Origin of the sequence: Streptococcus suis, assembly GCF_046032115.1 — a bacterium.
Classification (GTDB): domain Bacteria; phylum Bacillota; class Bacilli; order Lactobacillales; family Streptococcaceae; genus Streptococcus; species Streptococcus suis_AJ.
This window is the reverse complement of sequence record NZ_JARQOZ010000005.1, coordinates 21,602-37,205: the sequence shown is the minus strand read 5'-3', so window position 1 is coordinate 37,205 and position 15,604 is coordinate 21,602. Positions and strand designations below refer to the sequence as shown.

18 protein-coding genes and 1 pseudogene are annotated in these 15,604 nt (G+C 41.9%); 11 read left to right on the top strand and 8 right to left on the bottom strand.

The annotated features are described in order from the left end of the window. From pbp2x to rsmH, 3 genes are read right to left on the bottom strand one after another with little or no spacing between them, the layout of a single operon-like run. Nucleotides 1–2,250: a penicillin-binding protein PBP2X gene (pbp2x, locus tag P7J36_RS02875; RefSeq protein ID WP_408551087.1), complete on the bottom strand. Its 2,250-nt coding sequence runs from the start codon at nt 2,248–2,250 to the stop codon at nt 1–3. Then, nucleotides 2,250–2,573: a cell division protein FtsL gene (gene ftsL, locus P7J36_RS02870; RefSeq protein WP_002937992.1), complete on the bottom strand. Its 324-nt coding sequence runs from the start codon at nt 2,571–2,573 to the stop codon at nt 2,250–2,252. Before ftsL ends, pbp2x begins: the two co-directional genes overlap by 1 nt. Before the next feature lie 10 nt (nt 2,574–2,583). Then, the gene (gene rsmH, locus P7J36_RS02865) at nt 2,584–3,534 is read right to left on the bottom strand and encodes a 16S rRNA (cytosine(1402)-N(4))-methyltransferase RsmH (protein WP_408551086.1); all 951 of its coding nucleotides are present in this window, start codon (nt 3,532–3,534) and stop codon (nt 2,584–2,586) included. A gap of 271 nt (nt 3,535–3,805) precedes the next feature. Between rsmH and P7J36_RS02860 the strand changes: the two genes are divergently transcribed. The 8 genes and pseudogenes from P7J36_RS02860 to P7J36_RS02825 all read left to right on the top strand — a co-directional run bounded on the left by P7J36_RS02860 (nt 3,806) and on the right by P7J36_RS02825 (nt 6,918). Further along, nucleotides 3,806–3,994, top strand: a complete 189-nt coding sequence (locus P7J36_RS02860) for a helix-turn-helix transcriptional regulator (protein WP_099810976.1) — start codon at nt 3,806–3,808, stop codon at nt 3,992–3,994. Nucleotides 3,995–4,009: 15 nt separating this feature from the next. Then, entirely contained in the window at nt 4,010–4,135 is a 126-nt protein-coding gene (locus tag P7J36_RS02855) for a hypothetical protein (RefSeq protein ID WP_408551085.1), read from the top strand. 17 nt (nt 4,136–4,152) lie between these two features. After that, nucleotides 4,153–4,377, top strand: a pseudogene (locus P7J36_RS02850) (DUF3278 domain-containing protein); the annotation flags it as partial. A 71-nt stretch (nt 4,378–4,448) separates the two neighbouring features. After that, nucleotides 4,449–4,649 carry a hypothetical protein gene (locus tag P7J36_RS02845; RefSeq protein WP_408551084.1) on the top strand — a complete coding sequence of 67 codons (201 nt, stop codon included), beginning with the start codon at nt 4,449–4,451 and terminating at the stop codon, nt 4,647–4,649. 13 nt (nt 4,650–4,662) lie between these two features. Then, nucleotides 4,663–5,745 (top strand): DUF3278 domain-containing protein, encoded by a 1,083-nt coding sequence (locus P7J36_RS02840; protein WP_408551083.1) that lies wholly within the window; start codon nt 4,663–4,665, stop codon nt 5,743–5,745. Between the two features lie 10 nt (nt 5,746–5,755). Beyond that, the gene (locus P7J36_RS02835) at nt 5,756–6,085 is read left to right on the top strand and encodes an MFS transporter (protein ID WP_408551082.1); all 330 of its coding nucleotides are present in this window, start codon (nt 5,756–5,758) and stop codon (nt 6,083–6,085) included. A gap of 4 nt (nt 6,086–6,089) precedes the next feature. Next, nucleotides 6,090–6,437 carry a hypothetical protein gene (locus P7J36_RS02830; RefSeq protein ID WP_408551081.1) on the top strand — a complete coding sequence of 116 codons (348 nt, stop codon included), beginning with the start codon at nt 6,090–6,092 and terminating at the stop codon, nt 6,435–6,437. A 52-nt stretch (nt 6,438–6,489) separates the two neighbouring features. Continuing rightward, nucleotides 6,490–6,918 carry a NusG domain II-containing protein gene (locus P7J36_RS02825; RefSeq protein ID WP_398582719.1) on the top strand — a complete coding sequence of 143 codons (429 nt, stop codon included), beginning with the start codon at nt 6,490–6,492 and terminating at the stop codon, nt 6,916–6,918. A 41-nt stretch (nt 6,919–6,959) separates the two neighbouring features. Here P7J36_RS02825 and menA read toward each other — a convergent pair whose 3' ends face one another. From menA to P7J36_RS02800, 5 genes are all read right to left on the bottom strand, one after another. Beyond that, on the bottom strand, nt 6,960–7,916 hold the full coding sequence (gene menA, locus P7J36_RS02820; protein ID WP_408551080.1) for a 1,4-dihydroxy-2-naphthoate polyprenyltransferase: 957 nt from the start codon (nt 7,914–7,916) through the stop codon (nt 6,960–6,962). Further along, on the bottom strand, nt 7,909–8,958 hold the full coding sequence (locus tag P7J36_RS02815) for an FAD:protein FMN transferase (protein ID WP_408551079.1): 1,050 nt from the start codon (nt 8,956–8,958) through the stop codon (nt 7,909–7,911). The genes menA and P7J36_RS02815 overlap by 8 nt, the downstream gene beginning before the upstream one ends. Before the next feature lie 73 nt (nt 8,959–9,031). After that, a complete protein-coding gene (locus P7J36_RS02810) occupies nt 9,032–9,511 on the bottom strand; it encodes an FMN-binding protein (RefSeq protein ID WP_105150697.1) in 480 nt (159 codons plus the stop codon). Nucleotides 9,512–9,589: 78 nt separating this feature from the next. Further along, nucleotides 9,590–10,579, bottom strand: a complete 990-nt coding sequence (locus tag P7J36_RS02805) for a polyprenyl synthetase family protein (protein ID WP_408551078.1) — start codon at nt 10,577–10,579, stop codon at nt 9,590–9,592. An 18-nt stretch (nt 10,580–10,597) separates the two neighbouring features. Next, nucleotides 10,598–12,490 (bottom strand): FAD-dependent oxidoreductase, encoded by a 1,893-nt coding sequence (locus tag P7J36_RS02800; protein WP_408551077.1) that lies wholly within the window; start codon nt 12,488–12,490, stop codon nt 10,598–10,600. A 183-nt stretch (nt 12,491–12,673) separates the two neighbouring features. On the opposite strand from P7J36_RS02800, the gene P7J36_RS02795 reads away from it, so the two are divergent. From P7J36_RS02795 to P7J36_RS02785, 3 genes are all read left to right on the top strand, one after another. Continuing rightward, on the top strand, nt 12,674–13,213 hold the full coding sequence (locus tag P7J36_RS02795) for a Gx transporter family protein (protein WP_398582725.1): 540 nt from the start codon (nt 12,674–12,676) through the stop codon (nt 13,211–13,213). Nucleotides 13,214–13,483: 270 nt separating this feature from the next. Next, a complete protein-coding gene (locus P7J36_RS02790; RefSeq protein ID WP_024406622.1) occupies nt 13,484–14,833 on the top strand; it encodes a TrkH family potassium uptake protein in 1,350 nt (449 codons plus the stop codon). An 11-nt stretch (nt 14,834–14,844) separates the two neighbouring features. Further along, nucleotides 14,845–15,510, top strand: a complete 666-nt coding sequence (locus P7J36_RS02785) for a potassium channel family protein (protein WP_408551076.1) — start codon at nt 14,845–14,847, stop codon at nt 15,508–15,510. The last annotated feature ends 94 nt before the right edge of the window (nt 15,511–15,604 follow it).

Sequence of the window (15,604 nt, the reverse complement as noted above, 5' to 3'; positions counted from 1 at the left end):
TTAGTCTCCTAAAGTAACTGTTATATTCTTAGTTTTGTTTAGCTTTGTACCAACTTCGACACTTTGATCAATAACTTTCGACCCCTGACCTTCATAGGTCACTTCAATGCCGGTCCACTCAGCAATCAAGTCCATATTCTCTTTTGTAACAGCGTACAAATCCGGCATCTCTTCAAATTTATTTGTTAGCAAAAGAACCTGCTGATTAGCTGCTACTGCTGTCCCCTTCTCTACAGAAGCTTGTTTGATTTCAGATCCATTCCCTAAAATGATCGGTTGCACTAAGTTGCGACGCAGTTCTTCAGCAGTTTCACCAGGAGATTTTCCAACAATATCAGGCAATCTATACTCCGTCTCTGAAGCAACCAATGTCAAAGAAGGTGCTGGTGCATCCAGATTCAAGTTATCTTTTAATAGCATCGCTTCTTTTAATGTTGGACTGATAATACTGTCCCAAGAGAGAACACTTAAGACTTCTGGCTGACGAATGGTCACATACATAATGAATTCAGGATTTTCAGCAGGAATCATGGCGACAACCGAGTTGGTATAAGCACCCTTGATATACCCCTGACCATCTTCGCTGGCAATTTCGGCTGATCCTGATTTCATGGCTATATCATACCCGTCCACTTGTATTGCCGGTCCTTGTAAATCATGTGAGTAAAGTGTTCCAAAAATAGGGTCCGTACCAACATTTATCATGTAACCTAATGTCTCATCTGCCGCCTGTTCAGAAACTGGATTCCCGACTTCTTCTTTAGATGAAAGCCTTGCAGTATCAGTATTCGGATTGTATAGTGCTGAAATAAATTTTGGTTCCAACATTATTCCATTATTTGCAATCGCAGAGAAACTTCGAAGCATTTGCACTTGATTGGCAGAAATACCTTGACCGAAAGTGGACATGGCAATAGTTACAATATTATCCTCAGGTACCAGACCCGGCGCCTCATCCCCCATTCCGAAACGTGTCGGATAACCAAAACGGAACTTGGTTAGGTAATTCAGCCACTTCTCATCCCCCATCTGCTGTTGGAGGAGGGTCATACCGACGTTACTTGACAAAGAGAAACCTTGGGCATAATTCAGGGTTACCGCAGATTGACCAGCGTTTAAAGTCCAGTCATTGATTTTTGCATCTGCAATTACGTATTCATTATTTGTGTAATATTCATTTGGATCAAATGTACCATTATCAATTGCAGAAGCTACTGTCAAAACCTTCATGGTTGATCCCGGCTCAAAGGCTTCTTGGTAAAGTAACGAACGCTCTAGCAAACCTTCCTCACCAAGACCTTCTTTGGTATCCGAATCATAACTTGGACGTTGCGTTGTAGCAAGAATTTCACCCGTTTTGGCCGATATCAACGTAGCATTCGCATATCGCCCTTTGGCTTTATCGAAGAAGGTATTCATATTGGTTTCAAGAGAACGTTGCAGATCGGCTGAAATTGTCGTATAGACATCCTGCCCATTTACTGTCTCCGTTTCAACCTTTTCTGTCCCAGGTAGGACACGGCCTTGGCTATCTTTCTCGTAGATAACTTTTCCGTCTTGACCAGCCAGAATATCATTCAGATAATATTCCAAACCACTCACACCCTGTAAACTATGACTACCATCCTTGTTTTCAATCGGATTAGCTAACCCGACAAAAATTGAAGCAAAATTTCCATTCGGATACATCCGTCCTGGACTAGCGTTAAAGGCAATCCCTTCAATACCTGCCACCTTCATCTCTTCTTGGATTGAGGACATCGTACTATAGGAGATATTCTTACCTAACGTCCCAAAGTATACCTGCTTCAGTTCAGGTTGATTCAGCTGCTCCATAACATAATCTGTCTCCATTCCGAGATGCTTTTTAAAGATTTCTGCTACTTTGCTGAACTGAGAAGACTGCACATACAAAACTTTTTTCAGTTCTGACACATATTCTGTGTCAATGATGGCATAGACTGTATAGGTCGTTGAATCTTCTGCAATAGGAATTCCTGTACGGTCGTATATCGTCCCCCGTTTAGCTTGAACGGTAACTTCACGCTGGTGTACCGCATCAGCTCTTTCTGACAAATCCACCCCAAATTTACTATCGGTGCCGATAATATAGGCAAAGTTGATTAAAAAGAGAAAAAAGACGAAAACCGTCAAAAGAAGTAGACTCTGTCCTACTCTTCGACGATTTTTTGACGGAACATATCGTTTTTTCAAGACATACCGCAAGAGTTTATTATTTCTTCTGGGCATTATTCGGCTACTCCAATATTGTCATTATTAAAAGTTAATCCAGCTTTTTCAGCAATTTCCATCAATCGTGCTGAACGTGTCAATTCATTGACAGCTTGCTTTGCATCGTTGATTTCAATCTGTTTTTGGCTAATATCTTGATTGACTTTGGCCATCCCAGATTGAAGCTGCAAAAGCCGCGTTTGCATAAAGATAATTCCTATGGCAAGGGCTAATCCAGATAATACGATGCTTGAATAGAAGGCTTTTTCTACACGTGTGAAGGTTCTAATTTTATCACCGATAACCCGCATAGTGGCTTCTCTACGTTTTTCTTGCAACATAGACTCTCTCCTATTTATGTACTTTCTTAGCTACACGCAGTTTGGCTGAATGCGCGCGATTATTTGCCTCTAATTCTTCTTGACTAGGTAAGATAGGCTTACGATTGACCAATTCAAGTGGCGCCTTCAAGTCATCTGGAATAAAAGGCAAGCCTTTTGGCACATCAATAGTGCTGGCTTCCTTAAAGAGTTGTTTGGTCAAACGATCTTCTAAAGAATGAAAAGTAATAACAGAAATCCGTCCATCCAGAGCCAAGAGGTCAATGGCCTGCTGGATAGACTCATCCGCTGCACCTAATTCATCGTTGACCTCAATCCGAATAGCTTGAAAAATCTGCTTAGCAGGATGCCCCTTCTTCTTGAGTTCCTTGGCTGGCTTAGCTGACTTAATCAGTTCTGCCAACTCAGTTGTCGTTTCAATAGGTTTGACCGCACGCGCCTGTTCGATTTTACGAGCAATCTGTTTGGAAAATTTATCCTCACCATACTTGAAAAAAATCCGTACCAAATCATGGTAATCATAGTTGTTGACCACATCATAAGCCGTCAAATGTCCCTCACGATTCATCCGCATATCAAGCGGAGCATCTTGTTTGTAAGAAAAGCCACGCTCCCGCTCATCCAACTGTGGACTGGATACTCCTAAATCATAACAAATCCCATCAATCTCTGTTACGCCTAGCTCCGCCAAGCGAACCTTGAGATTGCGGAAATTATCCCTGATAAAGGTGACTTGCCCCTTTTCAATATAGGAAGCCAAACGCTTGTGGGCGTGGTCGATTGCCGTCTGATCCTGGTCAAAGGCATAGAGATGCCCCCCATCTGTCAACTGACTGAGCAGGTACTCGCTATGACCTGCTCCACCCAGCGTTGCATCTACGTAAATTCCGTTTGGCTTGATGTCTAACATATCGACTGTCTCATGCAAGAGAACAGTTGTGTGATTAAATTCCTTGCTCATATCTTATCTATTGTACCACAAAATAAATCAAAAAGATGTTGCAAACTTTTTACAAAAAATGTGTCAAATATAGTTGACAACATTTCTCGATAGGTATATAATAATATTACAGAAAGATGTCAGATATAGTTGACATAACCAGGGAGGCCTCCCACATTTTTTTTACAGTTATATGTCGGATATAATTGACAACATTTTAAAAGGATAGTCAACCTATCCTCTCATTTTTAGACAATTGTGTCAGATATAATTGACATAGAAAGGAGGGCACATGAACCGTGTCAAAGATTATCGCCTACTGCTAGGTATTTCTCAGCTGAATCTGGCCAAGGCCATCGGCGTATCCAGACAGACCATCAACATGATTGAAAACAACAAATACAATCCCTCGCTAGACCTCTGTATTAACTTAGCCAAAGCTTTACAGACTGACCTCAACAGCCTCTTTTGGAATGAATAGAAAGGAAGAAAAAACATGAAAAAGAATATACGTCAAGCTCTTATCTCTACTCTTATTTTTATCCCGCTCTTTGTCCTCTTTCAGCTTTGGGGCAATCTACTTCTTAGGACTAGCCTACCTACCACTCATTTTTCGTCGTAAGTAAATAGGAGTATCGTATGAAAAAAGAAACCTTTCAAGATAAATTAATCAAACGATTTTACGGTATCGCAGGGCCCTTGGATGAATTTCGCCACAAAGAAGCCTTCCGACTAGGCAATACCTGCTTTATCCTGCTCTTTTGGGGCACCATGGCTCTTACCCTACTGGCACTCGCTCTATCCAAACGCTACCCAGAAGTCGTTGCCTATGGCTACCCCGTTACTCTGCTCCTAGCCTACCTACCACCCATTTTCCGTCGTAAGTAAGATTGTCCTAAACAGCACCATTTGAAATGAATAGAAAGGAAAATATCATGAAAAAGAATACACGTCAAGCTCTTATCTCTACTCTTATATTTATCCCGCTCTTCGTCCTCTTTCAGCTTTGGGGCAATAGCGGAGCAGACATCATGCATATCATCAGCCAAGCGAAATTCTGGGTGCAACTGCTGATTGCTGGAACAGTCTACTTTCTTGGACTAGCTTACCTGCCACTCATTTTCCGTCGTAAGTAAATAGGAGCATCGTATGAAAAAGGAAACCTTTCAAGATAAATTGATTAAACGCTTTTACGGTATCGCTGGTCCCCTTGATGAATACCGCAAACAAGAAGCCTTCCGACTAGGTAATACCTGCTTTATCCTGCTCTTTTGGGGAACCATGGCTCTTACCCTATTGGCACTTGCCCTATCCAAACGCTTCCCAGAAGTCGTCGCCTTTGGCTATCCCGTTTCTCTGCTCCTAAGCTATCTAGCAACCAGTTGCTACATCATGTATAAACTCCGTCACAGTCAACTGGACAGTTTAGATGTAGAAGAACTGACTAGCAAGGAACAGAAACAACTCAAGGGTGCAAGTTTCAAATTCGCTCTCTATTTTACTACCGTTATGTACATTTGGGATGTTGTTTTTGGTGCCTGGATGGAGGGGCTCAATCCTCTCGACCACCTATTTGACCTCCGAAAAGTCCTGGCTGCCTGTCTAGGTGGTGTTTTCACGGGCATTCCTATCGAAATCATGCTTCGCAAACGCATGAAAAAGGCAGAAAAACTACCTGTCAGCTCTGCTATTTCCAAAGAAGAACCCAAGTGGCTCCAAAATATGATACGGCACTTCTATGGTATCCGTGGTCCTTTAGACGAGTACCGACGGACCAGGGCAGACGCTATTGGCGGTCATGCTTTCATCTATCACTTCTACTTCCTTGCTCTTGGAAATGCTGTCGCCTACTTCCTAGCTATCCGCTATCCTGTGGAGGTTGCCACCTATTATCCAATGACAATTGCTCTCTTTAGCTTTATCTTGCTAGGTGTCGTCAATATGCAGACCCTCCATGCTGACTTGCCCCAGTATGACTTGGATGAACTTAGCCCTGAGGAAAGACGAGCTCGGCCCCTTAACCCACTTCTTTTGGGACTGGGAGTTGCCCTGCTTTCAACAGTTTTTGCTGGAGTGGCAGACCTCTTTAGCCTCAATCTTCCCCTAATGGCCTCAATCTTGCATACAAAATCCCTCCTCTTCGGTGGTCTGATGGGCCTCTTTGCTAGCATTGCCCTGTCTGCCATTGCCTATCTGCAAAAACTGGACGCAGAACCCACCAAGAAAAAATAAGGAGCTGCCTATGAATAAACCTTTAACTCCCAAACAAACCTGTAAATTTTTTGTTCTATTTTATGGTTTATTTTCTGCCTTCTTCATCTACTCTTACATGGTCAATGAACCGATTAGCGGTTCATTCTTGCTCATGCTACCGACCATTCAGATAATCAAATCCTATAAAACAGCCGAAGAAAAACACTACTTTATCATCCAAGCCGTCTTTGCCCTGTTTGCCATGACCTTGACTTATTCTGTAGGCATTTGGCTAGGGCATGTCAAGCCACTTGCCCTCATCCTTCCTGCTGGCTTTGTCATCGCTATTCTTTATCGACTGTATTTCAAAAAGGAGTAAGCTGATGAAATTTGACAAACCGAAATTTATTTTCACTTTGATTGTTCTCTCCTATACAGTAATTTGCAGCCTGTATATACATAGCTATTTGACTGGGGACACCCCACCAATCTTTATCTTACTGTTCACTATTCTTCCAATTTTAAATAGTGACTGGCAAACTACCAGCCCAGAAGCAAATGCTGTCCAAAAAGCTATCTATCTTTATCGTAAACCACTGCTCTGGTTTCTCTTTGCAGGTTTTGCCCTAACTTTCTCCATTGGATTTTTCACTGGGAAAATCCAGCCACTGCAAGCTGGATTCTGGGGAATGTTAGCCATCCTACTCTTTGTTGGACAATTAAAAAAGTAATCCACATTCAAGATTTTACAAAGCAAATTTTTTTCTATACAATAGACTGTATATGACAATCAAATCTATTCTCAAACAACTCAAATTATTTGATTATATCTTAATCGGATTCACACTCATCTTATCCTTTCTTCCAGCAATTTTTACCTATGCACATCTGACAACAGATACAAATGAGAGAAAAACGATTGCCTATGTCCGCATCAATGGTGAGGTGGTCGACCAATTTGAATTAGCAAAGGACACACCACATCAAGAAAAGACCTACTATCCCAATGAAGGGCAATACAACATCATTGAAGTTGATGGCGAACGCATTCGGGTCAAGGAAGACAATAGCCCAGACCAAATTGCCGTTATGACCAGCTGGATTAGTCAGCCGGGCGAATTATCCGTTTGCCTACCACATAACCTGTTGATTGAAATCAAATCCGTTGGCGGAGAAAGCACTGATGAAGAAGAACTCATTTTACCACTATAACAAAGAAGACACAGCCTGATGAACGACTGTGTCTTTCCTTTTTAGAAAATAAGGGCTAAAGCAAGTATCACCACATATAGCAGCGCAAAGAGTACAAAACTCTTTACTGCCTCGATAAAGGTTTCCCGTTTGACTTGCTTTTTCAAAAATGTTTCTAGACTCTTATAAGCAGGCCAAACACCGCTTAAACCGATCAGTGCCCAGATTGGTAAGAAGCCAGTCAGACAGTAGATTATCCACAGCAACCATGGTAAACTTGCCAAGACGAAATACAATTTAAGAGCATTTTTCTTACCAATATAGTAAACCAAAGTATAACGATGGTTGCGAATATCTTCTTCTAAATCACAGGTATTGTTGGCCAACATGATATTGGCAATCAGGGTTACCAAAGGAAGGGACATGAAAAGAATGTCTATTATTTTTGTCCAAGAGAATTGCACGGCCATCCACTTGCCGCTCACTTGGCTGGTCAGTAGCAAATCTGGTTGCTGAATAAATACAGCAAGAAAGAAGATACCAAATCCCATGGTTACTCCAGAGAAAACTTCACCCAGTGGCATTCTCGAAAGCGGAATAGGTCCAAAGGTATAAAAGATACCAATGAGGAAACAGAGAGCGCCCATCGGTAGGAGGAGCCAGCTGGTCCGCCAAACAAGCACCAATGAAATAACCACTGAAAAAATAAGTAGGGCAAGGACGATTCCAATCATCTGACGGAAATCTAGGGAGAATTTCCCAATCACATTACTTTCCTGACGATAGGTTTCATCCTTGGCCTTGTGGTAATCCATGCTATTGTTGATGGCAGTTGTACACATGTCAAAGCTAAGGACTGCCAGAATGAACAAAAGTGTATTGAGCCAGTTAAAGGTTTGATAGCGATAGATAGCCCAGAGGATTCCTAAGGTCATTGGAAAAACACTTGCTACCTTGGTCTTCATTTCAACAAACTCTAGAAATACAGGCAAACTGAGCCCTTTATTTGATTTATTCATTGACAAGATGATACTCCTCATTCGTTAATTCAAAGCTTTCTTTCAAGCCATCACTCAGATGAACGCCTTGCTCCTTATCAATGAAAACAGCTTCTACACCATCCAGCTGATTAATAAAGTCAAGACCTTTGTCCACACCTAGTAAGAAGAGAGTTGTGGATAAGGCGTCTCCCTTAACAGATGTTTTGGAAAAGACTGTCACACCTGAAATATCGTTTTCCACAGGATAGCCAGTTTTTGGATCCAGAATATGGTGATACTTGACACCGTCCACCTCTAAGTAGCGCTCGTAAATACCTGAAGTAACAACCGAGTCATGTGTTCCTGGTACAGAACCAACTGTTGCACCACGCATCTGGTCTGGGTCTTGAACTCCAACATTCCAACCATTTTGTGTCGTTGGCGAATTCCCCATAACCACTACATTCCCGCCTAGATTGATGATAGCAGTCGTAATCCCCTTGCCGGCAAACAATTCTCTAACCTTATCCGCAATGTACCCTTTAGAAATCGCACCTAATTCTAGCGTCATTCCTTCTTTGATAAAGACGGTCTTCTTCTCCTTATCTAAAGTAATGTCTTTATAATTGATAAATGGCAGAGCAGCTTTGATTTCTTCATCACTCGGCTTACGTGCATCCTCATCTCCAATTTTCCACAGATTGCTCACAGCTCCAATGGAAATGTCAAATAGCCCCTGACTTTCTTTACTCATGTCAATAGCTGTTTCAATCACTTCAAATGTACGTTCATCCACCTCAACAGCTTCTTTTCCCGCAGCCTGATTGATACGATAGACATCTGCCCCTTCCAAGTTTGTGGACAGTAGGCTTTCCATCTCCTTGATATAGGAGACAGCTTCATCCATCACTTCTTCTTGGTCTTCATGATAGATACTTAATTGTACAACAGTGTGAAGCAAGCTTTCACTACGTGTCAATGGCGTCTTCACAACTGGTAAGCTTGCTGATTGAGATTGTCCACAAGCTACCAACCATACTGTGACCAGTACCAGCCCAAGTAGTCGAATCAATTTTTTCAATAGATTTTCCTCATATAAACAAGAAGACACAGTTGCGACTTGAAGCCCCTGTGTCTTATCGGTATTGACTAAATTAGTCAAGAGTTACAGTTTCTGTATTTCCTTCAGCAGCTGCAGCAAGAAGGGCTTCTGTGCTCTTCTTGAAATCATTTGTAGTCTGTGTTGCACCTGAAACAACTTCAACAGCTGAAAGATCTTGTTCTTTTACCAAAGCAGCATTGAGTTGTTCAATTGCTTCACCAGCAGAAACTCCTGCTTTGTCCTTCATGTTTTTGTTGTATTCTTCGTTCGTAGACTTCAAGCTACCATCCTCCGCTTCGTAATCAAACTTAGACTCGCTAATTTTACCATCTTTAACTGTCAAAGTGTGAACGATTTTATAGCCGTAATCGTCCTTACCTGACTCAGCTTTGTAAGTACCATCTTTCAAGGTAGCCGTTGCTGCAGAAGAAGACGACGTTGAAGCCGATTCTTGTTTAGAACCGCAAGCAGCAAGTGCAAAGACCGCACCTAGAACGACCAAACTTTTCAAGACAACTTTAGTTGTTTTCATAACAATACTCCTTTTGTAAAGTAAATAGTTTTATATTTATAATGATATACCGAATAAACTAAAATGTCTAGTTATTTTTTAAAAATAATGACTAAAAACTATTGCCACCAAATTTTGCATAGATGCAGTCGATAACTGTGGTATTCTATCTGCAAAACTCATCATTTTTTCCAAATAGCTAACAATCAGTTTCTCTGTTTTGACAATAGCATGTGTTGCAAATAGCTTATCTATAATCACATCTAATCCCTCTTGACTAGGGGTTTGAATGTAGTTCTGTAAGTGCTGACGAATAGAACGATCCTCACTCATCGCAAACAAAAGTGGTGCTGTGTAAATTCCATTTTGAATATCTTGCAATCTGGGCTTACCCGACTTTTCAACATCTAAGCGGTAGTCAATCAAATCATCTCGGATTTGAAAAGCCATACCCAGAGCTTGACCAGCACGAAAGGCTAAATGACTGTCCTTCTTAAATTGCCCTGGGATAAAGCTGCCCAGCTGACATGCTAAACCGAATAAAAAGGCTGTTTTCCCTTGAATTTGCTTGAGATAGGCTTTCATCGTCATTTGGGTATCAAATTGATTGACCAACTGAGACAACTCTCCACGAAGAATAATTTCTAGGAGCTTATCGTTGCCCAAATCCAAGTCATTCTCCGTCAACTCCTGCAATCGAAGTCCTTTCCCAAGCAAGCGTCCTGAGTAAGCCAGAAGATAGTCTCCCGTATAAATAGCGATTCGGTTTGAAAATTGTTGATGAGCCGCCATGACTCCCCGCCGTTTATCCGCGCCATCAATCACATCGTCATGAATAAGAGTCGCCAGATGCAGAACTTCTAAATGGGCAGCAAAATATAGCTTTGAACGGCTAATCTTTCCTTCCGTCATTTGTGCAAAGAGCAGACAGAGGCCGGCACGCAGGTATTTCCCTGGCGCCTCTACATATTCAACAATCTTCGCTGTAACTGCTGGATGCAGGACCATCATCTCAGATAAGATGATGGATTTTACCTCTTCAAGTCCCCTCTCAATCTCAGGATAGGTATTCCAAATTTGATGTACCACTAACTTTCTATATTTCCTTTATTTTTTATCCTTGATACGGTAAATATGCTTCGGCTTTCCATAAATCTTCTTGTCTAGGAAACGACCCAACCATGGCATGATCCAGTAGTCTAGACCGAAGGCTCTACCCGCACCGTTCATAAGAGAAATAGCTGCTGGGATGAACCAAATATTTACCCAGTAGAACATGCCTGACAGGCTGAACATAACTACCAAAGCAACGGTTGCAGCAGATACAATCCATACAAAGGCACCAGCAATCAAAGCCAGACCAATACCGATTTCTGCTACTGTCATAAATTTTTGCATAAAGAGTGCTACTTCTTGGTTTGGCATCATAAATTCCATGATAGTAGCAAACCAATCAGGCATTTTGTCCAAAACAGCCATCGGTGCTTCACCATAGGCATAGCTCAAACCAAAAATTGGTTCAGCAGCTTCTGCCGCAGCAGTTGCCGCTTGTGAGGCACTTGAAACCGCCTCAGCAGCAGATGCACCAGATACTGGATCAGCTAACCAAGGGAATGGGAAGACAACTTGATCCCCAAACCATGATGTTGTTCCAAATAAACCAAAGGCTTTCTTGATACCTTCGTAAAGCCATACAGAACCATAGAGAACACGCATTGGAACAGACCAGAGAAGATTGCCTTTTCCAGAAGTATGACCTCCAAAGATATTTCGCTTATTCTTAATATCGAAGAATTCATGGCGAACATAGGAGCCCATATAGAAGAAACTGCGAATGGTAAAGAAATAAAGCAAGTTGACCATGTGTTTGACAGCCATGGCCAAAAAACCAGACATATGGTATTTTTCCATCAAGAAGGCAACACCATAACGCGAACCGATAGAGACCATGAAGCCATCGTATTTGCCTTTGTAGCGATGTTTTTCGCCACCATTGATGGCTGCAATAATATTGCTTGCTGCAGTATGACCTGTTTGCTCAGCCGCTTGTACAATCTGTGGAGTTGGTTTTCCTTCTGATTCTTCAAAGTAGACCAAGTCACCTGCTACATAGACATTTTCCTTGCCTTTCGCTTCCATGAACTCATTGGCTACCAAACGACCAGCACGCGCTTTTTCAATGCCAAATTCACTTGCATCAGAATTTGCTTGAACACCAGCTGTCCAAATAGATGTGTAGGTCGGAATTTGACGACCTGATGAAAGTGTCAAGCTATCTTCGTGAACACTTGCTACACCATCACCAAGCACCAACTCCACACCTTTTTTCTCAAGATATTTACGAGCCTTGACTTGTTCTTTTTCAGTGACCATCGCCAAGATATTTGGCGTTGCTTCCACAACCTTAAGTGAGAATTCTTTCGGATCCAACTTGAACTCACGCGCCAAAATTGGTACCCAATCAATCAACTCACCAATCATCTCAATACCTGTGAAACCAGCACCGATAACAGTAAAGGTCAGAAGGGCACGACGTTTGGCTTCATCATGCTCGCGCATGGCACGATAGCAGGCGTCAATCATATGTTCATGCAGACGCTCAGCCGCTTCGATTGACCAAAGGGTAAAACCATGTTCCTTCACACCTTTGACACCAAAGTCATTAGCCTCACCACCCATTGCAAGGAGCAGGTAATCAAAATCTAGGGTTTGGTGCTCTGCTACGACTTGTTTCTTATCATAATCAATCTCTACGACCTTATCCGTCACCAACTGGACCTTAGGATATTTTTTAAAGATACGTTGAAGGTCATACTTGATTGCATTGGCTTCTACACGCCCAGCCGCAACTTCATGCAACTCTGTCATATAGGTATGGAAAGAGTTCTTATCAATCAAGGTAACTGTTACATCTTGATCCTTTTTAAAGGTTTTTCCTAGCAATCGAGCTGCTGCAATCCCCGCATAACCAGCACCGACAATCACAATATTTTTCGTCACAATGTTTCCTCCTTGTGAAAACCAAAACAAATTACATGTTTCCATTATAACGTATTCCAAGATAGTTGACAAGCTAATTTCAATAATTAGTAATATATAACAGACAAAACTTGCCAGAGTGAATAAAAACAAGTATGATAGTAAAATAGATAATCGACTAGAAAGAGTTTTTTCTCTACACCCATGAATTCTAAACGTCAAACACTTAACTTTATTACGATGCTGGCAGCTCAGGCAGTTGTCATTTCTTTGATTGAACGACTCATCACCCCCCCATTTGCTTTTGCTCCAGGTGCCAAGCTAGGACTGGGAAATTTGATTAGCTTAATTGCTATTTTTACCCTCCCTACAAAGGATAGCCTAAAGGTTGTCGCACTACGCTTGCTCATCTCAACCTTTCTGGGAGGCACCTTTTCAACCTTCCTCTATGGCTTTGCCGGAACTACTTTGAGTTATGTCGGAATGCTCTCTGCCAAGCAGCTCGGTCCAAACCGTGTCAGTCCTATTGGAATTTCTATTCTGGGCGGGATGTTGCACAACCTTGGTCAGCTTCTTGTTTTTGCTACCATTGCCCGTTCTTTCTATGTCCTCAACTACCTGCCAATCCTCGCTTTTACAGGAATTTTATCAGGCTTATTGGTCGGACTGGCTGCTACCTACCTCCTCCAAAAGGTCGGACCTTTACATCACTATCATCAACAAGTCTTAGCAGAATGGAAATAAATCTCCCTAGGTCAACTAAGGAGATTCTTTTTCTGGTCCGCACCACTTTTTCATTGCCCATAATAATTTCCCCATAACCCCGTTGTCACAAATAAAATGAGCCACCTGAGCTACCTCATGTAAACACCACTAATAAAATCTATGGTAATTAAAAATAATGAAGCTTTCAAGAAGAGAAAAAATCAGGTTCTTTACGTGTTTTAGTCGTACATTTTCTTTCTTTTGTGCTACAATATCTTCATCTTTTATTTTTTGAGCAAAGGTAGAATTATGTCACCATTTAGGATCAAACTTTCTCCCAGTCAGCGAATCATTATCAGTTTCTTATTCGTGATTCTGACTGGATCAATTTTACTAAGTCTTCCCATCTCACAAATTAGCACCTCTACAGCAAGTTATTGGGATCATCTCTTCACATCTGTCTCCATGGTTTGTGTAACAGGGCTATTTACCAAAGCCGTTGCTGAAACCTATTCTACTTTTGGACAGATTATCTGTATGATGCTAATCCAAATTGGTGGTTTGAGCTTGATAGGATTCATCGGTCTCTTCGCTTTACGCGGTGGTCGTAAAATGAATTTCATCAATATGGCAACCTTACAAGAGGCTCTAAACCGATCTGACACAAAATATTTTCGTAGCTTCCTCAAATCAGCTTTTGGTTTTACCTTGGCGGTCGAAGCCTTTGGAGCCCTCTTACTTTCCTTCCATTTTGTACCTGAATTTGGATGGGCGAGAGGTTTATTCACCTCGATTTTCGTAGCTATATCAGCCTTTTGTAATGCTGGTTTTGATAATTTTGGTGCAACTAGCATCATGCGCTATGTGGATAATCCTCTGATTAACCTAACATTAGCCAGTCTCATTATTATGGGAGGTCTTGGATTCTCGGTTTGGTTTGACCTTCAAACACAAATCGGGCAAAAACGTAGCCTACGAAAACTAGGGTTCCATACAAAGATTGTTCTAGGCCTAACAGCCATTATACTAACCCTCGGAACTCTGACAACCTTACTCACCGAATGGAACAACCCTTCTACTATCGGGCAACTATCATTTGGCCATAAATTATTAGCCAGCTTTTTCCAGACGGTCACCATGCGAACCGCTGGTTTTGCCAGTATCGACTACACGAAGGCTGAACCGATCACCCTCTTGCTCTATATCTTTCAGATGATGCTTGGCGGAGCCCCAGGTGGAACAGCCGGCGGTATTAAAATAACCGCCTTCCTAACCTTAGTGCTCTATGCTCGTAGCGAGATTCTCGGTCTCCCTCATACCAACTTTATGGGACGAACCATCGATAACCTCAGCATCCGCAAAGCTTTTGCGACATTCTCAGTCTTCCTTCTCATGTTCATCATCGGGCTCTTCGCACTTGCCCTAACAGATGACCGACAACCACTTCTATTTTTAATGTTTGAGGTCATGTCAGCACTAGCCACTGTAGGTGTTACAGCCAATCTGACTCCAAGTCTAACCATGGCCGGTCAAGCAGTCATTATGGCACTCATGTTCTTCGGCCGTATCGGTCCACTTTCTATTCTCGCAAGCCTTTCTGTTCGAAAATTATCTAAAACCGAAAGTCTTCAATACGCAAAATCATCTATGCTTGTCTAAAAGGAGAAATCATGCCAAACTATACTATCGGAATTCTCGGTCTGGGAGTTTTTGGTACCACCATTGCAAAAACATTACACAATTACGATTGCAATATCATTGCTATTGATAATCATGAGCAACGTATCAATCATCTAGAACCTGTTCTCACGCGCGGTATTGTCGGAGACATCACCGATCGCTCGCTCTTACGCGCAGCAGGAATCGGTAACTGCGATGCTGTTGTTGTAGCTACTGGCGAAAACTTGGAATCCAGTGTTCTTGCTGTTATGCATAGCAAGGTCCTAGGCGTTCCTATGGTCATTGCCAAAGTTAAAGGAACAACTGCGAAAGAAGTCCTTCTCCGTGTCGGTGCCGATAAGGTTATTTCTCCTGAACGTGAAACAGGTATTTCTCTAGCAAAACAATTACTCCACCGCGACACAACCAGCCTCTTTGAGCTCGAAGGCAATGTTTCCATTGTCGAGTTTCACCCGCCAGTAAAATGGATTGGCAAAACACTCGGCGAATTAAAACTCCGCCAACATTATAAACTCAATATCATCGGTTACCGAAGTGGCGAAAATCAGGAATTAAACATCCAACTGACTCCTGACTATGTCTTCAAATCTGACGAACTCATCTTAGCAGTAACAGACCATAATACTGTCGATCATTTTGAAGAGCTGACAAATTAAATAACAAATTTACGACCTATACTCCGTTCTCAGGAGAAATATTTTATCCCTAGAAAGCCTACTAGACTATCATTTATCTAGTGGGCTTATCATC